21 protein-coding genes and 2 pseudogenes are annotated in these 21,539 nt (G+C 60.1%); 8 read left to right on the plus strand and 15 right to left on the minus strand.

The genetic code is table 11. From position 1 onward, the window contains the following. Positions 1-13: 13 nt before the first annotated feature. The 3 genes from AC0NID_RS30470 to AC0NID_RS30480 all read right to left on the minus strand — a co-directional run bounded on the left by AC0NID_RS30470 (position 14) and on the right by AC0NID_RS30480 (position 3,213). Positions 14-1,519: a sugar ABC transporter ATP-binding protein gene (locus AC0NID_RS30470; RefSeq protein WP_473456387.1), complete on the minus strand. Its 1,506-nt coding sequence runs from the start codon at positions 1,517-1,519 to the stop codon at positions 14-16. Positions 1,520-1,682: 163 nt separating this feature from the next. Beyond that, positions 1,683-2,639 (minus strand): substrate-binding domain-containing protein, encoded by a 957-nt coding sequence (locus AC0NID_RS30475; protein ID WP_473456388.1) that lies wholly within the window; start codon positions 2,637-2,639, stop codon positions 1,683-1,685. A gap of 139 nt (positions 2,640-2,778) precedes the next feature. Continuing rightward, positions 2,779-3,213, minus strand: coding sequence for an RbsD/FucU family protein (locus AC0NID_RS30480; protein WP_473456389.1), 435 nt, complete (start codon positions 3,211-3,213; stop codon positions 2,779-2,781). Positions 3,214-3,498: 285 nt separating this feature from the next. Here AC0NID_RS30480 and AC0NID_RS30485 point away from each other — a divergent pair, with 285 nt between their 5' ends. Further along, complete coding sequence (locus AC0NID_RS30485; protein ID WP_473456390.1) at positions 3,499-4,728, plus strand: ROK family protein; 1,230 nt, start codon at positions 3,499-3,501, stop codon at positions 4,726-4,728. 226 nt (positions 4,729-4,954) lie between these two features. On the opposite strand, the gene AC0NID_RS30490 is transcribed toward AC0NID_RS30485, so the two are convergent. Beyond that, positions 4,955-5,860 (minus strand): AraC family transcriptional regulator, encoded by a 906-nt coding sequence (locus AC0NID_RS30490; protein ID WP_473456391.1) that lies wholly within the window; start codon positions 5,858-5,860, stop codon positions 4,955-4,957. 379 nt (positions 5,861-6,239) lie between these two features. On the opposite strand from AC0NID_RS30490, the gene AC0NID_RS30495 reads away from it, so the two are divergent. After that, positions 6,240-6,413, plus strand: a complete 174-nt coding sequence (locus tag AC0NID_RS30495) for a hypothetical protein (protein ID WP_474033369.1) — start codon at positions 6,240-6,242, stop codon at positions 6,411-6,413. Between the two features lie 144 nt (positions 6,414-6,557). Here the strand turns inward: AC0NID_RS30495 and AC0NID_RS30500 are convergent, their stop codons facing one another. The 9 genes and pseudogenes from AC0NID_RS30500 to fsa form a co-directional block, all read right to left on the minus strand. Beyond that, entirely contained in the window at positions 6,558-7,316 is a 759-nt protein-coding gene (locus AC0NID_RS30500) for an SDR family oxidoreductase (protein ID WP_473456392.1), read from the minus strand. Between the two features lie 425 nt (positions 7,317-7,741). After that, positions 7,742-8,083: a type IV toxin-antitoxin system AbiEi family antitoxin domain-containing protein gene (locus tag AC0NID_RS30505; RefSeq protein WP_473456393.1), complete on the minus strand. Its 342-nt coding sequence runs from the start codon at positions 8,081-8,083 to the stop codon at positions 7,742-7,744. 388 nt (positions 8,084-8,471) lie between these two features. Continuing rightward, positions 8,472-8,702, minus strand: a complete 231-nt coding sequence (locus AC0NID_RS30510) for a hypothetical protein (RefSeq protein ID WP_473456394.1) — start codon at positions 8,700-8,702, stop codon at positions 8,472-8,474. A gap of 42 nt (positions 8,703-8,744) precedes the next feature. Further along, a complete protein-coding gene (locus AC0NID_RS30515; RefSeq protein ID WP_473456395.1) occupies positions 8,745-9,065 on the minus strand; it encodes a cupredoxin domain-containing protein in 321 nt (106 codons plus the stop codon). A gap of 10 nt (positions 9,066-9,075) precedes the next feature. Continuing rightward, positions 9,076-9,600: a DUF4142 domain-containing protein gene (locus tag AC0NID_RS30520; protein WP_473456396.1), complete on the minus strand. Its 525-nt coding sequence runs from the start codon at positions 9,598-9,600 to the stop codon at positions 9,076-9,078. A gap of 51 nt (positions 9,601-9,651) precedes the next feature. After that, positions 9,652-10,386, minus strand: a complete 735-nt coding sequence (locus AC0NID_RS30525; protein WP_473456397.1) for an RNA polymerase sigma factor — start codon at positions 10,384-10,386, stop codon at positions 9,652-9,654. Positions 10,387-10,557: 171 nt separating this feature from the next. Next, a complete protein-coding gene (locus AC0NID_RS30530; RefSeq protein ID WP_473456398.1) occupies positions 10,558-10,848 on the minus strand; it encodes a hypothetical protein in 291 nt (96 codons plus the stop codon). 75 nt (positions 10,849-10,923) lie between these two features. Next, positions 10,924-12,450 (minus strand): FAD-dependent oxidoreductase, encoded by a 1,527-nt coding sequence (locus AC0NID_RS30535; RefSeq protein WP_473456399.1) that lies wholly within the window; start codon positions 12,448-12,450, stop codon positions 10,924-10,926. Between the two features lie 230 nt (positions 12,451-12,680). Beyond that, positions 12,681-13,334: pseudogene (gene fsa / locus AC0NID_RS30540) on the minus strand (fructose-6-phosphate aldolase). Positions 13,335-13,473: 139 nt separating this feature from the next. Between fsa and AC0NID_RS30545 the strand changes: the two are divergent. The 4 genes from AC0NID_RS30545 to AC0NID_RS30560 all read left to right on the plus strand — a co-directional run bounded on the left by AC0NID_RS30545 (position 13,474) and on the right by AC0NID_RS30560 (position 17,286). Then, positions 13,474-13,845, plus strand: a complete 372-nt coding sequence (locus AC0NID_RS30545) for a DUF488 domain-containing protein (RefSeq protein ID WP_473456400.1) — start codon at positions 13,474-13,476, stop codon at positions 13,843-13,845. A 283-nt stretch (positions 13,846-14,128) separates the two neighbouring features. Beyond that, on the plus strand, positions 14,129-14,995 hold the full coding sequence (locus AC0NID_RS30550) for a LysR family transcriptional regulator (protein WP_473456401.1): 867 nt from the start codon (positions 14,129-14,131) through the stop codon (positions 14,993-14,995). A gap of 685 nt (positions 14,996-15,680) precedes the next feature. Further along, the gene (locus AC0NID_RS30555; RefSeq protein ID WP_473456402.1) at positions 15,681-16,379 is read left to right on the plus strand and encodes a CBS domain-containing protein; all 699 of its coding nucleotides are present in this window, start codon (positions 15,681-15,683) and stop codon (positions 16,377-16,379) included. Between the two features lie 67 nt (positions 16,380-16,446). After that, on the plus strand, positions 16,447-17,286 hold the full coding sequence (locus AC0NID_RS30560) for a two-component system sensor histidine kinase NtrB (RefSeq protein ID WP_473456403.1): 840 nt from the start codon (positions 16,447-16,449) through the stop codon (positions 17,284-17,286). A 132-nt stretch (positions 17,287-17,418) separates the two neighbouring features. Here AC0NID_RS30560 and AC0NID_RS30565 read toward each other — a convergent pair. Continuing rightward, a pseudogene (locus AC0NID_RS30565) lies at positions 17,419-19,110 on the minus strand (vitamin K epoxide reductase family protein); the annotation flags it as partial. A gap of 238 nt (positions 19,111-19,348) precedes the next feature. Here AC0NID_RS30565 and AC0NID_RS30570 point away from each other — a divergent pair. Further along, positions 19,349-19,651, plus strand: a complete 303-nt coding sequence (locus tag AC0NID_RS30570; protein WP_473456404.1) for a type II toxin-antitoxin system Phd/YefM family antitoxin — start codon at positions 19,349-19,351, stop codon at positions 19,649-19,651. After that, positions 19,648-20,109 carry a PIN domain-containing protein gene (locus AC0NID_RS30575; protein WP_473456405.1) on the plus strand — a complete coding sequence of 154 codons (462 nt, stop codon included), beginning with the start codon at positions 19,648-19,650 and terminating at the stop codon, positions 20,107-20,109. The genes AC0NID_RS30570 and AC0NID_RS30575 overlap by 4 nt, the downstream gene beginning before the upstream one ends. A gap of 164 nt (positions 20,110-20,273) precedes the next feature. Here AC0NID_RS30575 and AC0NID_RS30580 read toward each other — a convergent pair whose 3' ends face one another. Further along, positions 20,274-21,509, minus strand: coding sequence for a class I SAM-dependent methyltransferase (locus tag AC0NID_RS30580; protein ID WP_473456406.1), 1,236 nt, complete (start codon positions 21,507-21,509; stop codon positions 20,274-20,276). Between the last annotated feature and the right edge of the window lie 30 nt (positions 21,510-21,539).

Consider the following 21,539-nt stretch of genomic DNA (forward strand, 5'->3'; position numbering starts at 1 on the left):
GATTCATCCTGCCTCATGCCGCCACCGCAGCTACGGTCATCAGCGCCATGAGCATTTCAGGACCGGCAGCGTCCGCCCGCACTTCGCCCGTTACACGACCCTCGCGCATCGTGATGATCCGGTCGCTTATGGCCAGCACCTCAGGCAGTTCCGAGGAGATCACGATGATCGCGATCCCAGTGCTTGCCATTTGAAACAACAGGTTGTGGACTTCCGCCTTGGCCCCGACATCAATTCCGCGGGTCGGCTCGTCGACGATAAGGACCTTGGGACCCAAGGCGAGCCAGCGCGCCAGAACAACCTTCTGTTGGTTGCCGCCGGAGAGGTCGGATACGATTTGCTCTGACCCCACCATTCGGATGCGAAGCAGTTTCTTGTACTTGGCGATTAATGTGTCCTCGGCGTTTGAATCGATGAAGACACCCAGCCGGGAAACTCTGTCGTGCGCAGCCACTGTCAGGTTTGCGCGTATCGACAACGACAGGAACAAAGCTTGCTGCTTTCTGTCTTCCGGAACCAATCCGATGCCTTGGCGAATTGCATCTTGGGGCGACGTCGCATGCAACAAAACCCCATCGATGAAGACCTTCCCGGAATCGAAGGAGTCAGCGCCAAAGATAGCTCTCGCGGTCTCCGTCCGGCCGGAGCCAACCAGGCCGGCAATCCCAAGAATTTCTCCGCGTCGAACCTCGAGGCTAATGTCACTAAGGGCCATCGCATTGAGCCCTTCAGCACCCCGGCGCCGCGAAAGATGCTCGACACGGAGAACGACCGCATCGGTCGCTGCGGGCGCCGGACGCCGTTGCGTTGCCGTGATCTCGCGGCCGACCATGTGGTGAATAATTGCATCGATAGATGTGTCGGCAACGTTCCCATCGCAAACGAACCTGCCATCCCGAAGTATGGTGAAGCGGTCGCACACGCGCATCACCTCTTCCAGGCGGTGCGTGACGAAGATGACACTGAGACCATCGGCCTTGAACCCCCTCACGATATCAAAGAGCCGGTCCACTTCAGCATTTGAAAGGGCTGCGGTCGGTTCGTCCATGATGATAAGTTTCGATCTCATCGAAAGGGCGCGGGCGATCTCGACCAGTTGCTGTTCGGCCACCGACAAGTCCCGGGCGGGTGTGAGCGGATCTTTGTCCAGCCCGACCCTCGCCATTAACCCTTGCGCTTGGTTCACCAACCTTCGCCAGTTCACGAGGTTCGCCCAGCCCGGTTCACGACCCAGGAAGATGTTCTCGGCGATCGACATTCCAGGAACGAGCGTCAATTCTTGATAGATCGTCGCGATGCCACAGCGCTGTGCATCCTGGGGAGAATTGAACGCCTCCTTCACGCCGAGAAAGGTAACCTCGCCAGCGTCTGGCAGTTGAGCGCCCGACAGGATCTTGAGCAGGGTTGACTTGCCGGCACCGTTCTCCCCCAGCAGTGCGTGGACTTCACCCGTGTCCACGCGCAAACCCACCGACTTGAGTGCGGAAATGCCGCCAAAAGACTTGGTGATGCCGTTCATCTGCAAGAGAGCCTGAGACATAGGAATATCCAAATGAAAAGCAGTGGCTCGGAAAGCGCGTGAGGCTGTGAGCCTGTCGGGGTGAGGCCGCTGCTGGCAGCCTCACCCATGCCCGCGATCGGAATCGGGAGGAATTTGCGTTCGCGCGCAGACCGCCGGGTGGCTACTTGAGTTCACCCAGGCGCTCGCCTGCATCCAGGTTTTCCTTCGTCACAGCAATCGGGGTCAGGAGGGTGATCTTGTTTTCCGGAACTTTTCCCTCGCGGGCAAAGGCCACGAGAATATCAACCGCCTGCCTGCCCTGCTTGCCCGGCATCTGCTCAATGGTCCCGGTCATGCTTCCATCGCGAACCTTGCCGAGGGATTCAGGCAGGGCGTCAAATCCGATCAGTTTCACCTTGCCAGTCAACTCGCGGCCCTTCAGCGCCTCCAAGGCCCCGAGCGCCATGTCATCGTTTGCCGCGGCAATCGCGTCCGGCGGCGTTCCCATCGACGCCAAGGCAGACTCAGTAACGGAAAGGCCTTTGGCACGATCAAATCCGGCAGTATCCTCGAAGACGAACTTGTATTTGGTCGCCAGTGGATCAAGCGCGTTGTGTAGACCTTTGTTGCGGTCGATCGCTGCGCTGGTGCCCGGCTGTCCCTGAAGGTTCATCACATTGGCTCCGTTCGGAAACAGCTTGATGATGAGTTGGCCCTGAACCTCGCCCCCTTTCACATTGTCCGCACCGACATGGGCGAGAATTCCCTTGACGCTGTCGACAGAGCGATCGACGGTCACAACCGGAATCTTCGCATCGATCGCCTCCTGGATTGCCGGCGCCAGTGCTGCGGAGTCATTCGGGCTGATAACGATGCCGTCGACGCCCTTTGTGATTGCAGCCTCGATGTCGGCGCTCTGTTTGCTGGAGTTGCGCTGACCGTCACTCACCACCACATCGATGTTGCCGAGTTTTGCAGCTTCATCCTGCATCTCTTTCATGATGTGGACCGAGAACGGGAACGCGAGATCGGGGCTCGACAGCATGATTGTCAGATGCTTGTCCGCTGCCCATGACGGGGCGAACATCAGCAGAGAGCCGACAACTGCCAGGGCTGTCACTACGGTCCTTGTGTTCATTTTATCCATCCTCCCAGGTTTGGTGCGCAGGCTGCGGATAAATGTCCTCCCAGAAAGCCAACGCCGAATTTGTTTACATTCAATACATATTATTGAAACAAGAAAGACGCAAGCCCCCAGTGAATGCCCCCCGAGCAGGTTAGTTCGCAGGGGCGACAACGCCCTTCTTCAACAGGATGTTTCCATAGAGCCGCCCGTCGCCGCTCAGGACGATTGCAAAGCCTTTCTTGGCGCGCGCCTTGAACTCGGCCGGCGTAATAGGCGCCAACGCGAACGACCGACTGGCATGTTTCGAGACGATCTCCAGGAATTCGCCGAAAATCGGCAGCTCTGTTTCAGGATTTCCATCGACAATCATGCGGCACGCCGCATATGAATCGCCACTTTCAAGAGGCATCACCGAAAGGATAGCTTCGAGGATCCGAGTGCCCAGGACGCCATCCAGGCGAATGATGTGGGCGTCATCGTCACAGGGATAGTTGGCATCCACGATCGCGATCTCATGGCCATGCCCCATGGACCGCAACGCATGGAGAAGATCGGGTGACAACACGGGATCAATACCCTTCAGCATGGCAGATGTCCTTTTTTGGATTGGGGTTTTCGCCTGGTGAGTGCGCAGGTCACCCATCAGTGAGATGGTTTGGTCAGCGGTCGTTAAAACTGATCGCTGTCGAGGTCTTATCTTGTATTTGCATTGAACCTATACTAATAGGCTTCAGTGGTCGTCAATGGGCATTTTCGATGCGAGTTGTCACGGCTCTGAAGTGGGGAGCATCCAATCACGCTGGACGCGACCGGCTGCCTGACGCTAACAGGACGATTGCAACCGAACAGACGATCGAAAAAGAAGAGCAACTTGAAAACCACCAATCTCATCCGACACGTCAATGAGACGAGGTGTCTGCGGTTGTTGCGAAGGGCTTCCCCTCTTTCGCGCGCCGACATTGCCCGCGAACTCGGCTTAACCCGCGCAACCGCTGGCAATGTTATTGCAGTGCTGCTCCACGCAGATCTTGCAATTGAACTGACCGAACCGCAGGAGGCCGCCAAGGTTGGCAGGCCGGGAATACGGGTCGCGCTGAACCCGAAAGGAGCCTTCTTCATCGGGATAGACGTGTCGAGCACGTGGCTGACCGGCGCGCTTGTCGATTTCAGCGGGACTTTGCTCAACAAGATAGTCGTCCCCAACAGCAAGAATTTTCGCGATTCCGGCTCTGTTGCTCAAACGATTGCGGACCTGGCTCGCCGCCTCGTCGTGGGGGCAGGTGTCGATACGAAGCGTGTACGAGGCGTGGGAATCTCCGTCCCCGGCATCGTGGATCGCAACGGGGTCGTGGTGTCGGCAAAACTGCTGGAATGGGAGGATGTCGATATCGGACGGCTGGTCGCAACCTCGCTTGGAGCACCCTGGCCGATCCGGGTGTGCAACGACGCCGTCGCGCTTTCCGCCGCCATCGGCGCTCTGGACACGCATGACACGGAGGACCTGCTGGTCGTCTTGCTGTCAGAAGGCGTTGGCGCGGCGATCATTCGCAACGGGCGTGTTGCTGAGGGTGTGAGCGGGTTTGCTGGCGAAATAGGTCATATGGTCCTGTCCGCCAAACCCGAAGACGCCAAATTGCAAACCCTGGGCCTGCTTGGAGGCTACGGCCCCTTCTTGTCGCTTCTGCCCGATGAGCAATCGATCGCAGAAGGGCTGGCCAATTTGGCGGCTATGCCCAATCCCGGCAGAGCCCTGGAGACCACGCTCGACACATGGGCGGCGGTCATCTCTGTTGGACTGCTCAATCTGATCCACATACTGAACCCGGCGCGGATTGTCCTCGGCGGCCCGCTGGCTGTCTTGTTTCCAAAGGTTCAAAAGAAGGTTGAAGCGGTTCTTGGGGCCAACTTGCTGCACGGTTTGACGTTGCCGCCTATTGAGGTCGCCGGAAGTGAAGCCGACACTGTCGCTCGTGGCGCCGCCGGTACCGTGCGCGACGGCATCTTCCTGCTGCCTGAGCTGGATCAGATCGGCAATGGAGTGCTCGCTGGCCGACCGACCACCCAGTCTGCTGAAATCGCCGGTTCGCATAGCGACCGCTAGCCGCTGATCGGTGCACTTCTTCCGAGGCGACCCGAGAGTCGAGTGATTGCGCGGTCCAAGAAGGAAGGACAGCGGCTATGGGCTCCATAGAAGTGATGTTGCCTCAAAACACGGAATGGCGTGACAATTCCTCTAGAGCCCACCGATAGAAGCGGGATGGGGCACTAACTCTTTTTCGGAGCATGATCTGCTCTGGAACCCGGTTCCCGCGTTTCGGAATCGGGTTCTAATGTGCTGTCGTCTTGGAGTAACGGCCGGGCGGTTGGCCGACATGGCGGCTGAAGGCCGTGCTGAAGGTGCTGGCCGAGCCGTAGCCGACACGCTCGGCGACCTCGGCGATATCGATCTCCTGCCGGCGCAGCATGTCTTTGGCCAGAGCCATGCGCCAGGCCAGAAGATATTCCATCGGCGGCACGCCGACATTGCGGCTGAAACGGTCGAAAAATGCCGAGCGGGAAAGCGCAGCTTCCTTTGCCAGTTCCGCCATCGTCCAGGGACGAGCCGGATGGGCATGCATCTGCCGGATGGCTTCCACCAGCCGTACATCCCCCAGGCCACGCAGCAATCCGGCGGGTGCATCCGGCGTTTGCGTCAGCCGCAAGGATTCGACCAGCAGGATCTCGATCAGCCGGGTCAGCACCAGTTCACGCCCTGATTGGCGTAGGGCGGCCTCCTCGATTAGCAACTTCACCAAGATCGACAGGCGTTCGACGCCACGGACGTGGACCTGATCTGGCAGCAAAGAAACAAGAAGTTCAGAATCCTCGCTCTCAAAAATGAAATAGCCGCCCAGGAGCCTAACGCTGGGCGGACCATGCTGGTCGCCATGACGAACCTCGCCTTCGGTCGTCAAGGCCGCGGCGTGCGGATCGATCGCTTCGGGTATGACGGGGTCGAAGCCCGTCATGGTGAAGCCCGGGGTCTTCGGCAACAGGATGAAGTCTCCTGCCTCCAGCGAGAGCGGCGGTTGCCCATCGACCGCCAATCGGCACGCACCCTCGATCAGGACGGCGAAGCTCGGATGGCCAAAATCGCCGTAGCGGAGACCCCAGCGGCCAGCGCAGCTGATGCCTTTGGTGAACACCGCCCGAGGCCGGAGCAGTTCGATGACTTCGGAGAGAGGGTCGACCATGAACCGGACCATAGGAAACAAAACGCATTCGTCAATTTATAGTCGTGAATGGTGAGCATTGCAGATTTTTCGCCGCCGGCCGTGACCAACAGAACATCGATGTCCCTGACGAAGCGCAACACCATATGTTCGGCCTGAATGCGGGATTCGGACAGCGTCCCAAATGCCAGTCGCGTAAGTGGCTATCCCGTCGCACGTTATCCCACGCGTTTGGCGGTTGCCTTAACCTGGCAGCGCGGCGCGGACAGCCTGGACGCGATTGGAAGCAATCGTCGCAGGCAATTTTCCCACCTCGGCCTTCACACGCCCATCGCCAAGGCCTGGCTGTCAGTCTGCGCTGAGGCAGGCATAAACCCGCAAATATGCCCGGCTCCAGCGGTTGTTTTACCGTCGGCTGCGCTCCAACCCTGGCTTCGGTGTTCGGGGTATGTTCGATTCGGCACGCCTGCATGAGGCCAGCCTTATCATCGCCGCCCTGATCGATGGGCTTTGGCTGCGCAAGACAGTCGCAGCGCCATCACCTTGGTGTTCCGCGGAATTCGCTCTTTGGTGAGCGACAAGGAAGAGCAGCTTCTGCGTTAGGTCGAGAGCCCAAGCAGGCTACGGCTACACGGCGACAATGATCAGGTGGACATCGCGTGCAAAGCCTCTGCCGCACCTGACGACAAGGTCACCGGTGCGGCAGATGTGGGGTGGACTAGGCAGCGGCCGCGTGGTGCGCTTGGCTCATTGCCACCGCATCGGGCCCCGCCGGAAAGCTGATTCTGGTGGAATCGTCGTGCGCGACCTGCCAGACAACCTCCGCAACGTCTTCAGGCACGGTGTGTGCCATCGGCCGGGTCATCTCTGCGAAGATCTCGCTTGCATAGCCGGCATAGGCCTCGGGGATGAAGCGTTCGACATAGGAACCCGCATCGCGGGAGAAGGCAGTCGTCGGACCATAGCCCGGCTGGACCATCTTCACGCGGATGCCAAAATGATTGAGCTCGTTGGCCAGAGACGCGGTGAAGCCGTCGATGGCTGTCTTGCTAGCGGTATAGATGGCGACCAGCGGCATCGGGACCAGCACAGCGCTTGAGGTAACGTTGATGAGGGTTCCCGAACGGCGGGCGCGGAACTGGGGAATCACGGCTTGGGTCATGGCCATGACACCGAACGTGTTGGTCTCAAAGACTTGACGGGTAGTGTCCATCGACGTTGCCTCGAAGGCGCCGAACATGCCGATGCCGGCATTGTTGACCAGCACGTCGATCGAGCCTGCCGCTTCGACCGCTGCCTTGATACTGTCCGCATTGGTGACGTCAAGCGGGATGATCTGGATGCGGTCGGATTTGGGCAGGACGTCCTCACGCGGCGCACGCATGGCGGCGACGACGTTCCAGCCCTTGGCGTGAAAAAGCTTGGCAGTCTCAAGGCCGTATCCCGACGAGGTTCCAGTGATAAGCGCGGTTTTCATGGCGATCTCCTTCGTTTGTGACCCGAGATATCTTAGCCGAACCGGACTATATATAATGATGAGTCCAAAGTTGATTTGCAGTAGTCCGAATTACTGCTCGCCTGCCGGCCTAGGCGGTACAAGCGCTCGCTGTCGCTTCCTGGGCAAGGTAGTGTCCGCTTTAAGCCAGCGGCACAGCTAACATTAACGACTGACATGAGGCGCATTGCTGCCATTCGCAACGCGGACAATGAAGGTCACCGTTGGGTCATGACCGTGAATTGACCCGGAGCAAGCGAGCTCGCGCTTTGGGTCGAATCGAGCCGTTTCGCGAAGGGCAGCTCTTGAGAAGCGCCATGAATGTCGCGAAATGGCGCTCTTGCCCGTTCCAGAGCACAAGTCCCGCCTCTTCTGCGCCAGCGTACCTAGTCCTACTCCGGCTCTCATCAGCATCTTGCGCCCTCAAGAGCCGTTCGTATCATGCCATAAGCCGCTCTGGGAACGGCCGCACGATAGCGGCCGTAACCCACCTTCACGAGCAACCCTTCCTCGCACATGCGGGCGAGGTAGCAACGAGGAACACCGATGTCGGTCAGCTCTTTTGCCCGGACTTCGCCCTTCTCAAGAGCGAGCGAGACGGCGCGCTCCGTCAGCTTAGGACCACCGGCAAGCCGGATCCGCTCGGCGCGATCACGATCACGCTTCCGAATCTTGATAGTGGGCTGTGGCGTAGTTTCGAGGGGGATCGGCAGCTCGTAGTTCGCAGTTTCGTCGATCCCGGGAGCCACCGCTTTTTCTACGCCAGGGCGAGATATTGCGCGCCAGCGTGCGATATTCGACTACGCTTCGATCCTAACTAGCTTATGCTGGAATGGCAGGCAAACAGCAGAAAAGCCGATCGGGGTCAGTGGCAAATTAGCGTAGCGCCCTGCCCTCGCCAAGGCCGGCAACGCCCTCATCGTAGATTCGGCGGCGACATCGCGCAATAACATGCGCCCGGCGGTTTGAGCGGCAAACGGACTTTGTGTCTGCTCCACGAAACAGACGCACGAGCGGGATTCCGCAATGTGCAAGGGGCACGCGAAACTAGACCTGGCTAACCAGCGGCTGTCCGGCGGTGCCGTATGGGGCCAAGATGGCGCGAATGCGCTCGTCCACAAGTTGATGATCGTAAGGCTAGGGGATCGTTCCCTCATCACACAATTCACCAGCCTTCTCCGCCGCCTTTGCGCAACCGGAGGTCAGAAGGACCTTGACGCCAGGCTGGCGAATCCAGCGCGCCAGACCGAAGCCGTCCAGTTCGCCTGGCATCTGGATGTCGGAGAATACCAGATCGATAGGCAAGTTCGACTCCAGCACGTCAATGGCTTTCGGCCGCGGTTTCTGCCTCGACAACGCGATAGCCACATTCGCGCAGATACTCCGCGATATCGAGGCGATGTTCCGGCGCTAATCCTCGACTTTCAGACTGCCCGTCATATTGGGATGGAAACGGCAGTAGAAGTCTACCGCCTCGGGCTTGTCGTGGCGCTGGATCACTGTCTTCTTGGCTGGGATCATTACCTCCCATGCATCCTTTACCGTAGCCGCGTGGACGATGGGATCCTTGTTGATCCATTCGATCGTGTCGCCGACTTTGGCGGTGATGGTCGCTGGCGCGAATACCAGCCTGTCGATGACCACCTGAATTGTCTCGGCCCGCCCCTGGGCAACGCCCAGGGGCAGAACCAACGCAATGGCAAGCCATGATGCGGAGCGCGCGATGAACATGGACGCAATCCTACTTCAATCCGGCCGCGACATGCTCAGCATGTGCCTGATGCCCTTGGAACAGCTTTAGCCCGGTCTCCAGCAAGTCCTTCAGCTCCGCGTTCTGAGCGGAGGGGATCAGCAACTTCTCAAGCGCCTCGTTCACCTGGGCGTGGTAGGCGACCTCGTTTTCGACATAGGCCTTGTCGAAGGCTGCGCCGTCAAGGTCCGCGAGTTCACCCCGCTTCTTGGCTGCCGCGTCGGTCAGAGCCTTACTGGTAGCGTTGTCCTCGGGCGTGACGTTGAGCTTCTTGACCAGGTCCAGCGCCTGCACGTTGACCGCCTCATGGTCGCGGATCATGCCGTTGGCAAAATCGACGACGTCCTTCGTCTTCGACTTCTCGACGGCGAGCTTCGCCGCTTCGATGTCGATAACCCCTGCCGTATAGGCTATGTGAGCAATCTGTGGGTCGGTAGGCTTGTTCTGGGCGTGGGCTGAGGGCGCAGCCCCGATAAGGCAAAGCGTGGCCAACGCCGCGAGTGATCTTCCAAACATCTCAATCTCCTTTTACGCGACGAAAGACGCGGGTGCGTCTTCAGTCGACGCCTATTGGATGCTGCTCGCGCGAAAGGGTTCCGAGGAGAACGACGAGACGAATCCGAGCCGCTTCATCACGGCCGAGGTCAGCCGGTCGCAGCGCCGTCCGGCGAACGGGAAGGCATCCAGCAGGATCGGCCCGATCTTTGCGTGGAGTTCCTTGCGCACCAGGGCACGCGCCCGATGAAGGCGCGTCTTCACTGTCTGCGGCCGCAGCCCGAGCAGTTCCGCCGTCTCCTCGACGCTCATCCCTTCGATCACCCGGGCAACGAAGACGCTGCGGAAGCCCTCGGGGAGGTCGTCGGTCGCCTGCTCGACGAGCCGCAGGATTTGGCGTTGCGCCATCGTCCGTTCCGGATTCTCCACTTCGGGACTGCCGGGGAACCGGATGATCTCGGCTTCGGTGTTGCCACCAGGCACGAAGCTGGCTTCTCGCATGCGTCGTTTCCTGCGCAACCTGCCGAGAGCTTCATTGATGGTGATGCGTGAAAGCCATGTCGAGAGGCTGGATGCGCCACGAAACGCGCCCAGATGCGAGAACGCCCGCACATAGGCTTCCTGCACCACGTCCTCGGCCTCGAAGTCGTCGCGGACTATGCCCCTGGCGATACGATAAAGCCGCTGGTTGTTCTTTTGCATGATCGTCCGGAATGCGCCGCCGTCTTTCGCGATGGCGCGGGATACGAGATCCATATCGTCGTTGCGCACGTCGATTGCAGGGGTCTTTGCTTCAGTTGCCTGCATCACTGCCTCCTCACGGTCCCATCGACGCCTGAATTGGATGGCGGCTGCTAGAAAAGGTTCCCAGCACATCCTCCCCCAAATATGTGGAGGCGATCCCACCAAGGTCGCTGGTCATCTAGCCCGCCGGAATGGATTTACTCGGCGGGCGTGGCTCTGTCGGGCTCTTCCGTTCTACTCAAACATCAGACGAGCAGTACCCCTCTTTGCGATCAGCTTCCTGCGGATATCCTGCATTCGCTCCGCCTGCTGTTTGCTATAGGGGCCCATGGGGCGGGTCCTTTTGTCGCCGCAGCGAACATTGCAATACCAGTTGTTACCGACCGCGTAGATCTCAACGGAGGTCGGGGTCGATTCTCTGTCGACGACCTTATCGATGAACTCGACGACCGCCGAATAGCGCTGAGGCGACGTGGCCGGGCGCACACCGCCGGTGGTGTTTGATTTCTGCTGCATTGTGGCCATGAGGCTATTCCTTTCCGTCACCGCGACATTCGTGATTCCGCTTTCGATGCGAGCTGGCTGGGCGAGAGCACCTCCCTACGCCGCCCTTTGGTGTTCCATGGCCACCTCGGCCTCCAGGCTTTCGATATCCCGGAAGATTGATGCGACTGCCAGTGTTCGCCCATTGAGCTTGAACCGGAGAAGGCAATCTCTGGCCGCGATGTCGCCCTCGATCTCGACCGCGTCCCATTGCTCGGCGTGGCCGACATAGTTGATCGAGACATCGTAATGCTGGCTCCAGAAGAATGGCACGTCGGCATACTTCTCACGCCGGCCAAGCATGTTGAGCGCCGCGGTCTGCCCCTGTCTTTCCGCAACCACCCAATGCTCGACACGGATGTTCTCGCCGGTGTGCGGATCGGGCCACCGTGCGATGTCCCCAGCCGCGAAGATCCCCGGCACGCTCGTTTCGAGAAAGGCATTCACGGTCACGCCGCGGTCAAGAATCAGCCCAGCCGTTTCGGCGAGCGCCGTCCGCGGACGAACACCAATGCCGGCGACGACGAAATCCGCGGTCAATGTGCCGCCGCCATCGAATTTCACCGTTTCGCCGTCGATGCTGTTCGCCTTGTTTTCCATATGAAAGACGACGCCGTTTTCCTCGTGCAGGGTGCGGATGAAGTCGCCCATCTGCGGGCCAAGTATCCGTTCCATCGGCCGCTTGCCCGGCGCAACGACGTGAACTTCGATGTCACGGGCGCGAAGTGCGGCCGCAACCTCGAGGCCGATGAAGCTGGCGCCCAGCACCACCGCGCGGCGCGCGGTCTTGGCGCTGGCGATGATCGCGCTGCAATCCGCGAGTGTACGCAGCGTATGAACATGCGGCTGGTCGGCGCCGGGAATGGTCAGGCGAACCGGCTCGGCTCCGGTCGCGAGCAGCAGCCTGTCGTAGGGAATCCTGCTCCCGTCCGCGAGCACGATCTCGCCGGAACCAGTGTCGATGCCGGCTGCATTCGTCACGAGACGCAGATCGATCTCGTTCTTTGAGTAGAAGCTTTCTCCGCGCAGCGGAAGCCAGTCCTGCGGTGCCTTGCCGGCGAGGTAGTCCTTGGAAAGATTGGGCCGATCGACGGGTGGCGCTTTGTCGTCGCTGAGCATGACGATGCTGCCTTGATATCGTTCTCGGCGCAATTTCTCGGCCGCGGCAAAACCGGCCGCGCCGCCGCCGACGATAACGATTTTATCAGGCGCCCGGGTGGGATCTTCATCACGCGCCTCCGGTGTCACCCGTTTGCGTTTCTCGCCTACGAAAATCTTGCCATCCCGCTGTTCCACGGACCAGCACGCGAGCGGCCTGAAGGCGGGAGCGCGTAAGGCTTCTCCGGAGCGCAAATCGAAGCAAGCGTGATGCCATGGACAACGGACGGTGTCGTCGACCACCAGGCCATCGGCCAGCGGCCCGCCGTAGTGTGTGCATGTCGGGCTGACGGCGAACACCTCGGCCCCCCGGCGCACCAGAAGCACCTGCTCATCGCCGCAATCACCGACGAGCTTGCCGCCATCGGGGAGGTCAAGAAGCGCGATGCCTTTAACGAGATCCGGTCGGTTCTGGCTTTCAGCCATTGTTCCTTCTCCCTTGGTGATCTGGTCGAGAACCGGCCTTTGCGCCTGGGAGCGCGAGCTTCGGATTCTCTCTGCCGGCACCTTCGGCTTTGTCTGCCGCGTACCGGCTTTGTCTTTCAAGCCAGGTGGGGCTGCGTCTAAGCGAGTGTCCGACCGTTTCGGACATCACGCAAACGAATTTAATCGGCAATTACGTGCAACTTTTATGCTAACCCCAAACTACGCGCGCGTTATAGGATCGTCTGCCCTGTCTTCTTCCAATCGGCGAGAAAAGCTTCGAGCCTCTTTCCGTGAGTGGGTGCCTGGCAGGATTTCTCAGCACTGCCGGCGGCACCGTTGCAACATCGGCGCCTGCCATCGCTGCCAGCTTGACGTGGAGAGGTGTGCGTAACGAGGACGCGAGGATTTCGGTCTTTATCGATTTGTCGTGGTCATAGATTGCCCGGATTTCGCGGATCACTTCGATGCCGTCCAGACCGAGATCGTCGAGCCTCCCGACGAAGGGAGAGATGTAGGCTGCGCCGGCCTTGGCCGCGAGCAGCGCCTGGTGGCCGAGAAGCACAGCGTAACATTGACGTTGCGACCACGCTGACTGAGCGTTCGGCAGGCTCTGAACCCATCCCATGTGGACGGCACCTTGACAGCCACGTTGCCGGCAATATCGGCCAGCCGCTCTCCTTCGGCAATCATGTCGTCCGAGTTGGTTGCCGTGACTTCGGCAGACACTGGCCCTTCGACTGCCTGGCAATCTCTCCAATGACGTCACGGATCGGGCGGCCGGTCTTTGCGATATGGGACGGGTTGGTCGTCACCCCGTCGAGGATGCCTGCAGCAGCAAGCTCTCGGATCTCCAGAAGGTCGGCTGTATCGACAAAGAACTTCATTTCTCTTCTCCTCGAAGGAACCACGTCCATTGATGAACGGATGCCGTTCCGTCAGTTTGGTTCCAAAGATGATGAGGTGTCGCAGTCATGGCAGCGCGCCCTATGTCATTGAGGTCAATGCAGCGCCGGAGCGGATTCGATGGCCGAAAGGATCTCCGAGGAACGAGTGAAAATAAAACGGGCGTATGAGAGCCCGGCATCTGACGACGGCACGCGAGTGCTTGTTGATCGGCTTTGGCCCAGGGGCATCAAGAAGACCGACGCTGCGATCGATCATTGGGCAAAAGAACTCGCGCCGAGCACAGAGCTGCGAAAATGGTTCGCACACGATCCCGCCCGCTGGGAAGAATTCCGCCGACGCTACTCGGAGGAGATCGGCGAGCATCGCGAAGAGTTCGACCGATTGCGCGACCTGGGGCGAAAAGGTCCTCTCACTCTTGTCTACGCGGCCCATGACGAGAGCCACAACGACGCCGTCGTGCTCAGGGAGATCCTGCTGACGCGCCGGTAAACCTTCGTGTGCGTTCTTCTGATAGTCGGTGCGTCAAATCCAGTTCTTCCGGGCGGCTGTCTATTGCCTCCTTGGCGCCAACTCGCGTGGCGCTCTTAGAACTCGTCAGCATCCACGTCTCCCTATCAATGCGGAGCACTCTACTGCGGCGCCGCTCGGACACCGCCGCGCGGCATGTTCAGGCACCGGCCGCGGCTCCAGGTCACCGAAGCGTACCGCGCATGCTACCTATCTGACAAACGAAGCTGATTGACATTTGAATGCAAGTTTTATGCTATGTTGGATGGACATCGAACTCGCGCGAACTTTCATCGAGATCGTTTCGACCGGCAGCTTCATCCGGGCTTCGGAGCGGCTGAATATCGCCCAGACAACCGTGAGCGCACGAATCCGCAGCCTCGAACAACAGCTTGGACGCGCGCTTTTCACTCGGCATAAGGGCGGAGCTTCGCTCACTCCGGCAGGCGAGCAATTCCTGCGTCACGCTCCGATGTTCGTTCAGCTATGGCAGCGTACACTTCACCAGGTTGCCGTTCCTCCGGGCCGTCGCGCCGTTCTGACAGTCGGCAGCGAGGTCAGTCTTTGGCAACCGCTCCTTCTCGACTGGGTACGATGGATGCGGCGGTCACTGCCGGACATCGCGCTTCGGGTGCACGTCGATGTGCCGCAGGATCTGATCAATCAAGTTGCATCGGGGATGGTCGACGTCGCAATCATGTACGCGCCGCAGCATCGCCCGGGTCTGAAAATTGACCTGCTCACGGAAGAAAAGCTCGTGCTCGTGACCACCGATCCCGAAGCGCGCCTTCTAGGCGGCGCTGACTATGTGTATATGGATTGGGGACCCGACTTTGTGCTTCACCACGACATGAATTTCCCGGATGTCGCACCGGATCTGTCTTTCGATCTCGGTCCACTTGCGCTCAGCTACCTTCTTTCGGTCGGCGGCTCCGGCTATTTCAGGATGAGCGCAGTGCAGCCTCTTATAGCGGAAGGCAGGCTTCACCTCGTGCCCGAAATGCCGCAGTTCTCCTATCCGGTCTACGCGGTGCACTCCGCCAATTCGGACGAAACGGTAGTGGGACCCGCCCTGGCTGGACTGCATTCCATTTCAAACGACAGCCCCGATTTGGTCCAGCTTCGGCAGTGAGCTTTTGCTGACGCGGGTGTCGCTCATTCGTTGATGACGATCGGCTCAGGCTCGATCGCGAGATCGAGCAACGAATCTGCATTCAAGCGGCAATAACTTTCGTTGGACCCTAGGACCCTTTCGGTAAACACTCGGGTATCGGTCGCAGTCCCAGAACTCAGGCTCAGTGGCACTTGCCGCTGGAAAGGGCGCTTGCATGCTGCTCCACACGTCTTCCAAGTCCGAGCTCCCGATTTCGATTGCGCAAAGCCCGATGGGGTTCGGCAAACCGATGGGCAAGCGGGAGGAACGGCTCATGAGCATTCGCCTGCAGCAGGAACTAATCAGGCACGCGTGCCAAGGAATACCCACCACTTACAGGCAATTGCTCCGGTCAGTTGGAACCGTCGCAGACGCCGACGAGACTCTTGTCAGGGCCTCTCTCGAACGGCTGATGGATGAGGACACGGTCGCCGCCAGGCCTTTCGTGACGGCTCTTGTTATAGGTTCCCAAGCAGGCGGCCTTCCGGAGCCTTGGTTCTTCAGCAAGGCTCGACTGTCCGGACGGCTGGCCTCACCGTCGGATGCACTTGAGTCGTGGGCTTTCCATGCGAGAGAACTGCAGCGAGTAATTTCGTATTATCGCACCATGTCATCCAACGCCGCGGGTCGGAGCCCAGGCGTGGGGATCGAAGGAGCAATCAAAATGCTGATGGCCAAAGATGTGATGACCGCCGACGTCATTACCGTGGCACCCGACACCACTATTCGGGCTGTCGCCGAACTCCTCGTCACCCAAGGCGTAAGCGGAGTGCCCGTCCTGGACAAGGGTGTTCTGGTGGGCATCGTGACCGAAGGAGATCTCCTCCATCGCGCCGAAATCGGCACGACCGCGCGCCCGGTGTCATGGTGGTCCAGGATATTCAAGAACAAGGCGGTGCTTGCCGCCGAGTACAGCCGCGAGCATTCAACCCGCGTCGTCGACGTTATGACCAAGAACGTCGTAACCGTCGAAGAATCCACGCCGATCGCGGACATCGCCGACCTGTTGGCGCAGCGAAGCGTGAGGCGGGTGCCTGTGACACGCGGTGGAAAGGTCGTGGGGATAGTCAGTCGCGCCAACATAGTTCGCGCCTTGGCTGCAACCGCGAACCTTCCACGAAGCGCCTGCGAGGCAGACGACGAAACTATCCGTCAGCAGATTCAGTTGGCTCTGCGCGACGAGGCGTGGCCGAGCGCCAGCACGCCCAATTTTACGGTCAAGAACGGCGCGGTGTCCTTCTGGGGCACGGTAGAGTCCGATGCGGAACGCGGCGCCCTCCGGGTCCTGTGCGAGAACATCCCGGGTGTGCAGAAGGTCGAGGACCATCGCATGATCATCAGCTTCCCGGCCATTGCCGTTTGATTGGCACAGGTTGGAATACGACATTCCGCCTCTTGCTATGATAAAACGACCAGGAAATGTGGGCGGATTGGCTCTGGCCGTCGTGTCTAAGGCGGCAACGGCGTCCGATTTTCCCGACCCACAAATTGGCTACAAGGTGACCCAGGAAACGTCCGTCCAGCTCCATGCTCCCCTACCTTCCGTCACTGCTGCGGAGCAGCGGGCAGCAGCGACCCGAAGGCTGGCAGCGCTTGGCGAACTCACCGGAGGCATAGCTCATGATTTCCGAAACCTGCTGACGGCAATCGGGTCCGGCCTCAGGCTGGCTGAAAACAACTGGGACGATCCCGCCAAACTGCGCGCGTACCTCGCGGAGACGAAGATCGCGATCGACGGAGGGATTGCGCTGACCTCTCAGCTTCTTGCGTTCGCCAGGCATCAGAGCCTGGACCCCCATGTCGGCAACGTGAACGAGTATTTGCACACGTTCGAACCTTTTCTCAGATACGGCGCCGGCCCGGACGTTCGTCTTATCGTGGAGCTAACACCTGACCTGCCGAACTGCCTGCTGGATCCCGCCTTCTTCGACGCGGCCGTTCTAAATCTTGTCACCAATGCCAGGGACGCGATGCCAAACGGAGGCAGGATCGACATCAGCACCAGTCAGGTTTCTGGCGCCGACACACCTGGCATCAACCTCCGATCAAGCCACGTTCAAGTCAGAGTCAGAGACGAAGGCTGTGGGATGCCCGCCGACATCATCCGCAAGGTTTTTGATCCATTCTTTACCACCAAAGGTGATCGCGGGACGGGGTTCGGGCTTCCGCAGGTGCGCGCATTCATGGAAATGGTCGGTGGCACGATAGCGATCTCCAGCGAACCGGAAGCGGGCACGACTGTCGATCTGCTTTTCCCTGCCGTCACGTAAACCGGCCGTGGTCGCGAAATACCGTCGGTCGACCACGGATGCACCGGACGGTTAGTTCGCACCGACTTTCCAGCCCCATCTCGTATTCTCCAGCCTCGCGCAACTGGTTCGTCCCCCCTCAGCCATTTCAGGTCAGACGATTGCGCGATCCCAGCCGCCATAGTGCTCTTCGCTGCGGGTTCCCCGGGGCAAGCTTAGGCCCATCAGCGCCACGCCAATGATTACTGCTGCCGCCGTCCCAATCAGTGTGCCGCCCTCGAATACGAACGGTGATGCCGTGACGGCGAGACCAAATGGTACATTGAGGAAACGTACGGGCCGCGCCACCTCGGCCATCGCCGTGACCGCCACCATGATTACCAGGCAACCGGCGATATGGTCGCTGAAATAGAGCGGCGGCTCGTTGCCGAATATGAGCGGCGTCGCCAAGAGCAGGATGCCGAGCGCCACGCTTGCCGCGAGCGTCCACGGGTAATTGACGCCGCCGATGAGGAAGTCGCGCAGCAGGCTGGCCGCCGGACGGTCGAGGTCCGGGGCTGGTGTCTGCTTCTCCGACAGCGCCGGTCCGCCTTTCCAGAAAGTGCGCCAGAACGGTTCGCCCGCCTTCCTGGCACGCCACAGATACTGGACAGTCGCCAGCACCTCGTCGATCGAATAAGGAATAAGCACCACTGTGACCGCCACCTGGACGATGCAAAGCGTGCAAAGCGCGCCGATCAGAGGCGGCTGGATGATAGTGAAGAAGACGCTGGTCACCCCGAGCGGGATGATCAGCAGCCCGAACAGGAACACCATCCACGGCATTGTGCGCCAGCGCCGACGGTCGCCTATGGCACCGGCCAGGATGTCCAGAGCATAGGCGAAGGCGCCGAAGCCGGCATCGGCGATGGGGAAGCCCTTCGACACCCATGACGTGACCACCGCCTCGCTGCCGTTTGCGACCGGCGCGACCCCCGGTCCGAAAAACGGATCCCAGAGCCCGTCGATGTGGCCCATCTGGTAGGCCGCGAGATAGCGCGAGACGAACAGGCCGACGAAAGCGAGCGCCACGATTGGTATGCGCTGCGTGAAAGATGACGGCGAATAGCTCCAGCCCATCGGCCTGTCGTCGTCAGCGGCCAGCGCGCGCCGGCTGATGCCGGGCGTCGGTGGGATCATCACCGCGAAGGCGACAATCAGCATGCCGATCAGCGTATCGATGCCGTAAGCCGCAGCGCTGCTGGTCCAGAAGACCAGCGGCGCGAGCATGATCCACACGCCGACCGCTGCAGTAACCCACTGCAGCCAGTTCCAGCGGCGATACATGCCCAGCAGCGCGAAAACGGCGACCAGCAGCCCCGACACGATCTCGCTCACCCCGAGGCGCATATTGCGAATGGTGGCCTCGTCGATCTCGTCCGAGTGCTGGCGGCGGCGGGACGCTCACCGGATCGAGCAGTCCAAGGATTATCGGCGACGAAACAGCCACAGGCCGAGCATGGCGCCCGTCAATGGTGCCCAGAGCGTCCATTGCCGGTGTTGCTCCAGGCCTGCGTCCACCTCCGCCTCGTTGCGCTCCAGCGGTCCTGCTATCCGCCGCCTTGCCTGCGCGAGCTCCGGCCCAGATGCCGCCACCGCGGCCGGATGCAGCTTGTTCTTCTCGTATCAGTCGGTCGGGTCTGCCTTAAGCCGGCGTATCATCTCTGGCAGCGTTCCCCCGAGACTGTGACGCGGTCGCCAGCCGAGCAGCCGCCGAGCGCGCGAGGCATCAATCTCGTAATGGTCGTCGGAGTTCTCGATCATCCACGGCTGGATGTCGGTGTCCTGGTCCAGCACCTCGGTCCGTCAGTGTGCGGCGGCGGGCGCGATCACCGCGAAGGCGTGAGCCGAGCGGCCGCAGCTTGCTAGCGGACCCCCCGCGGGTTGATCGTGGAAGACGCGCCGCCGCACCAGGAAAGCCATCACGAGAGAGCCGGATTGGAGCGCTGGCGCAGGGGCCCGATGCCACGCTGTCTTGTCGCCGATGCTGGCGTCATCGCCGGGCGAGTGCTATATGTCTGACTAGCTGACTAGGTGTGAGACGATGGGCAAGCAGACACAAGTGCCGAAGAAGGCGCGGACGGCAACCCGTCCGGCGACAGGACGGTGGAAGCTCGAGGACGCGAAGGCGCGATTCAGCGAGGTGGTGCGCCATGCCCGCGAAGAGGGGCCGCAGCGTGTGAGCGTTCGCGGCCATGACGCAGTCGTGGTGATGAGCGTCGAGGAGTTCGATCGTCTCGTGCCGGAGAAACCCCGTCTGCCCTTTTTGCAGTTCATGGAGAGCCTGCATCTCGACGGGCTCAACCTCGAACGCGAGATGGATCGCGGCCGGGACGTGGAACTGTGAGGGGATGGCTGCTCGACACCAATGTCGTGGCCGCTCTGATCAATCCGCAGGGTGCGCCGTCGGTGAAGCGTTGGGCCGAGGGGCAGGACGAGACGAGTTTCCATATCAGCGTGCTAACGCTGGCCGAATACGACAAGGGCATTCACAACCTGCCCGACGATCATCCGGATCGACCGCGCTACATGGCGGCGCGCGATGCGCTGGCGGAGCGGTTCGGTCATCGCGTGCTGTCCCTTGAGGACGAGGTCGTTCGGCGCTGGGGCCGGATTTCCGGGGCAGCCAAGCGCGCCAGTGGCCATGCGCCGCCGGTTATCGACACGCTGCTCGCGTCGACGGCGATCGAGCACGATCTCTATCTGGTGACGCGGAACGTCAAGGACACCAGGCCGTCAGGTGCGGTCGTGTTCGATCCATGGAATGACGATGTCGAGAAGTTTCCATTGAGCCCGCGCAGTTGACGGGCGAAATAGCGGCAATCAGGTGACGTGAACAATCACCAGCCATGACCGCTCTCTCTCGGCGAATTTGTAGAACTCCCAGCACACTACCTGTACCTGATGTCATCCGAGTCCTGCAGGGCGAGCTAACCAGCGGACCGGGCCCACTGATGTAGATAGCGAAACTACGCACTCGTCTGCATCGAACTCATTAGGCGTCGCTCTTCTTCGACAATATAATCGCGGATGACCGGGACATCGTCACGGCTATTCGAGATCAGTATCTGGAAGACAAAGTTTGAACCGTTTAGGAAGCCGAGTTCGGCCGACGCCAGATAGAAATCCCACATACGGCAGAAGCGTTCGCCCATCATGGCGACTGCCTCCTCGCGCCTGGCCTCATAACCGAGGCGCCAATGGTGGATCGTCCAGTAATAGTGCAGCCGCAAATTTTCGCAGTCGGCGCACCAGATCCCCGTGCGCTCCAACGAGGCAAACACCTCTGACAAAGCCGGCACATACCCACCTGGGAAGATATACTTGCGGATGAACGGCGCCGTCGTACCAGGCGGTGACATGCGACCGATCGCATGAACCAATGCGAAGCCGCCCTCCTTCAACAATCTGCTGATGACCGTGAAATAGCTGTCGAAATGAGCCACGCCCACGTGCTCCATCATTCCGATCGAGACAACACGGTCGAACTGTCCGCTGACCTCGCGATAGTCGACCTCGCGAAAATCGATCTGATGAGCGACCCCGGCCTCGATCGCTCGAAGCCGAGACGCCGCCAATTGCTCCGTCGAAACGTTGATCGCCGTGACCTTCACGTCGCAATACTTGGCGAGATAGATGGCGAGAGCGCCCCAGCCCGAGCCGATTTCCATCACATGCATGCCCGGCTCCAGCTTGAGCTTCGCGGCAATGTGGCGATGCTTGTGCATCTGCGCTTGCTGCAGACTGTTGTCCGGAGCCGTGTAATAGGCGCACGAATAGGCCATTGTCTCGTCAAGCCATAGTTCATAAAATTTCGTCGGGATGTCGTAGTGATGCTGAACGTTTTTGGCGGCGAGGCCGAGCTTGTTGTTCTGCTGGCGCCGGCGCAACGCACGCCAGACTTTCCGCAACGCCTTCTGAACAGGGTGGGCTGCCAACCCGGTGCGGTTGACGGAGAAAAGTGACAAGAGGTCAAATGCTTTGCCACCGTTCTCGATCACCAAGCGGCCATCCATGTAGGCTTCGGCCGCCTTCAGTTCCGGATTGAAGAAGATCTCGCGTTCGACCGCCTTGTCGGTTAGGCGGATCGTCACGTCGGGCCCATCCTGTCCACTGCCGAAGGCTTGCCTGAAACCATCCTCGAATATGACAGTCAGGCGCCCGTTCTTTACAAAACGGGAAAGCAGATTTGGCAGCAGACGCATTGCGGCTGGCTTCTCCTCACTTCACCCGTA

It is taken from the genome of Mesorhizobium sp. WSM4821, assembly GCF_055901555.1.

Coding starts and splice junctions, on each gene's coding strand:
- AC0NID_RS30470 (WP_473456387.1), bottom strand. CDS start 1,519: ATGAACGGCATCACCAAGTCTTTTGGCGGCATTTCCGCACTCAAGTCG.
- AC0NID_RS30475 (WP_473456388.1), bottom strand. CDS start 2,639: ATGAACACAAGGACCGTAGTGACAGCCCTGGCAGTTGTCGGCTCTCTG.
- AC0NID_RS30480 (WP_473456389.1), bottom strand. CDS start 3,213: ATGCTGAAGGGTATTGATCCCGTGTTGTCACCCGATCTTCTCCATGCG.
- AC0NID_RS30490 (WP_473456391.1), bottom strand. CDS start 5,860: ATGGTCGACCCTCTCTCCGAAGTCATCGAACTGCTCCGGCCTCGGGCG.
- AC0NID_RS30500 (WP_473456392.1), bottom strand. CDS start 7,316: ATGAAAACCGCGCTTATCACTGGAACCTCGTCGGGATACGGCCTTGAG.
- AC0NID_RS30515 (WP_473456395.1), bottom strand. CDS start 9,065: ATGTTCATCGCGCGCTCCGCATCATGGCTTGCCATTGCGTTGGTTCTG.
- AC0NID_RS30520 (WP_473456396.1), bottom strand. CDS start 9,600: ATGTTTGGAAGATCACTCGCGGCGTTGGCCACGCTTTGCCTTATCGGG.
- AC0NID_RS30525 (WP_473456397.1), bottom strand. CDS start 10,386: ATGCAGGCAACTGAAGCAAAGACCCCTGCAATCGACGTGCGCAACGAC.
- AC0NID_RS30530 (WP_473456398.1), bottom strand. CDS start 10,848: ATGGCCACAATGCAGCAGAAATCAAACACCACCGGCGGTGTGCGCCCG.
- AC0NID_RS30535 (WP_473456399.1), bottom strand. CDS start 12,450: ATGGCTGAAAGCCAGAACCGACCGGATCTCGTTAAAGGCATCGCGCTT.
- AC0NID_RS30545 (WP_473456400.1), top strand. CDS start 13,474: ATGGCCGAAAGGATCTCCGAGGAACGAGTGAAAATAAAACGGGCGTAT.
- AC0NID_RS30550 (WP_473456401.1), top strand. CDS start 14,129: ATGGACATCGAACTCGCGCGAACTTTCATCGAGATCGTTTCGACCGGC.
- AC0NID_RS30555 (WP_473456402.1), top strand. CDS start 15,681: ATGCTGATGGCCAAAGATGTGATGACCGCCGACGTCATTACCGTGGCA.
- AC0NID_RS30570 (WP_473456404.1), top strand. CDS start 19,349: ATGGGCAAGCAGACACAAGTGCCGAAGAAGGCGCGGACGGCAACCCGT.
- AC0NID_RS30580 (WP_473456406.1), bottom strand. CDS start 21,509: ATGCGTCTGCTGCCAAATCTGCTTTCCCGTTTTGTAAAGAACGGGCGC.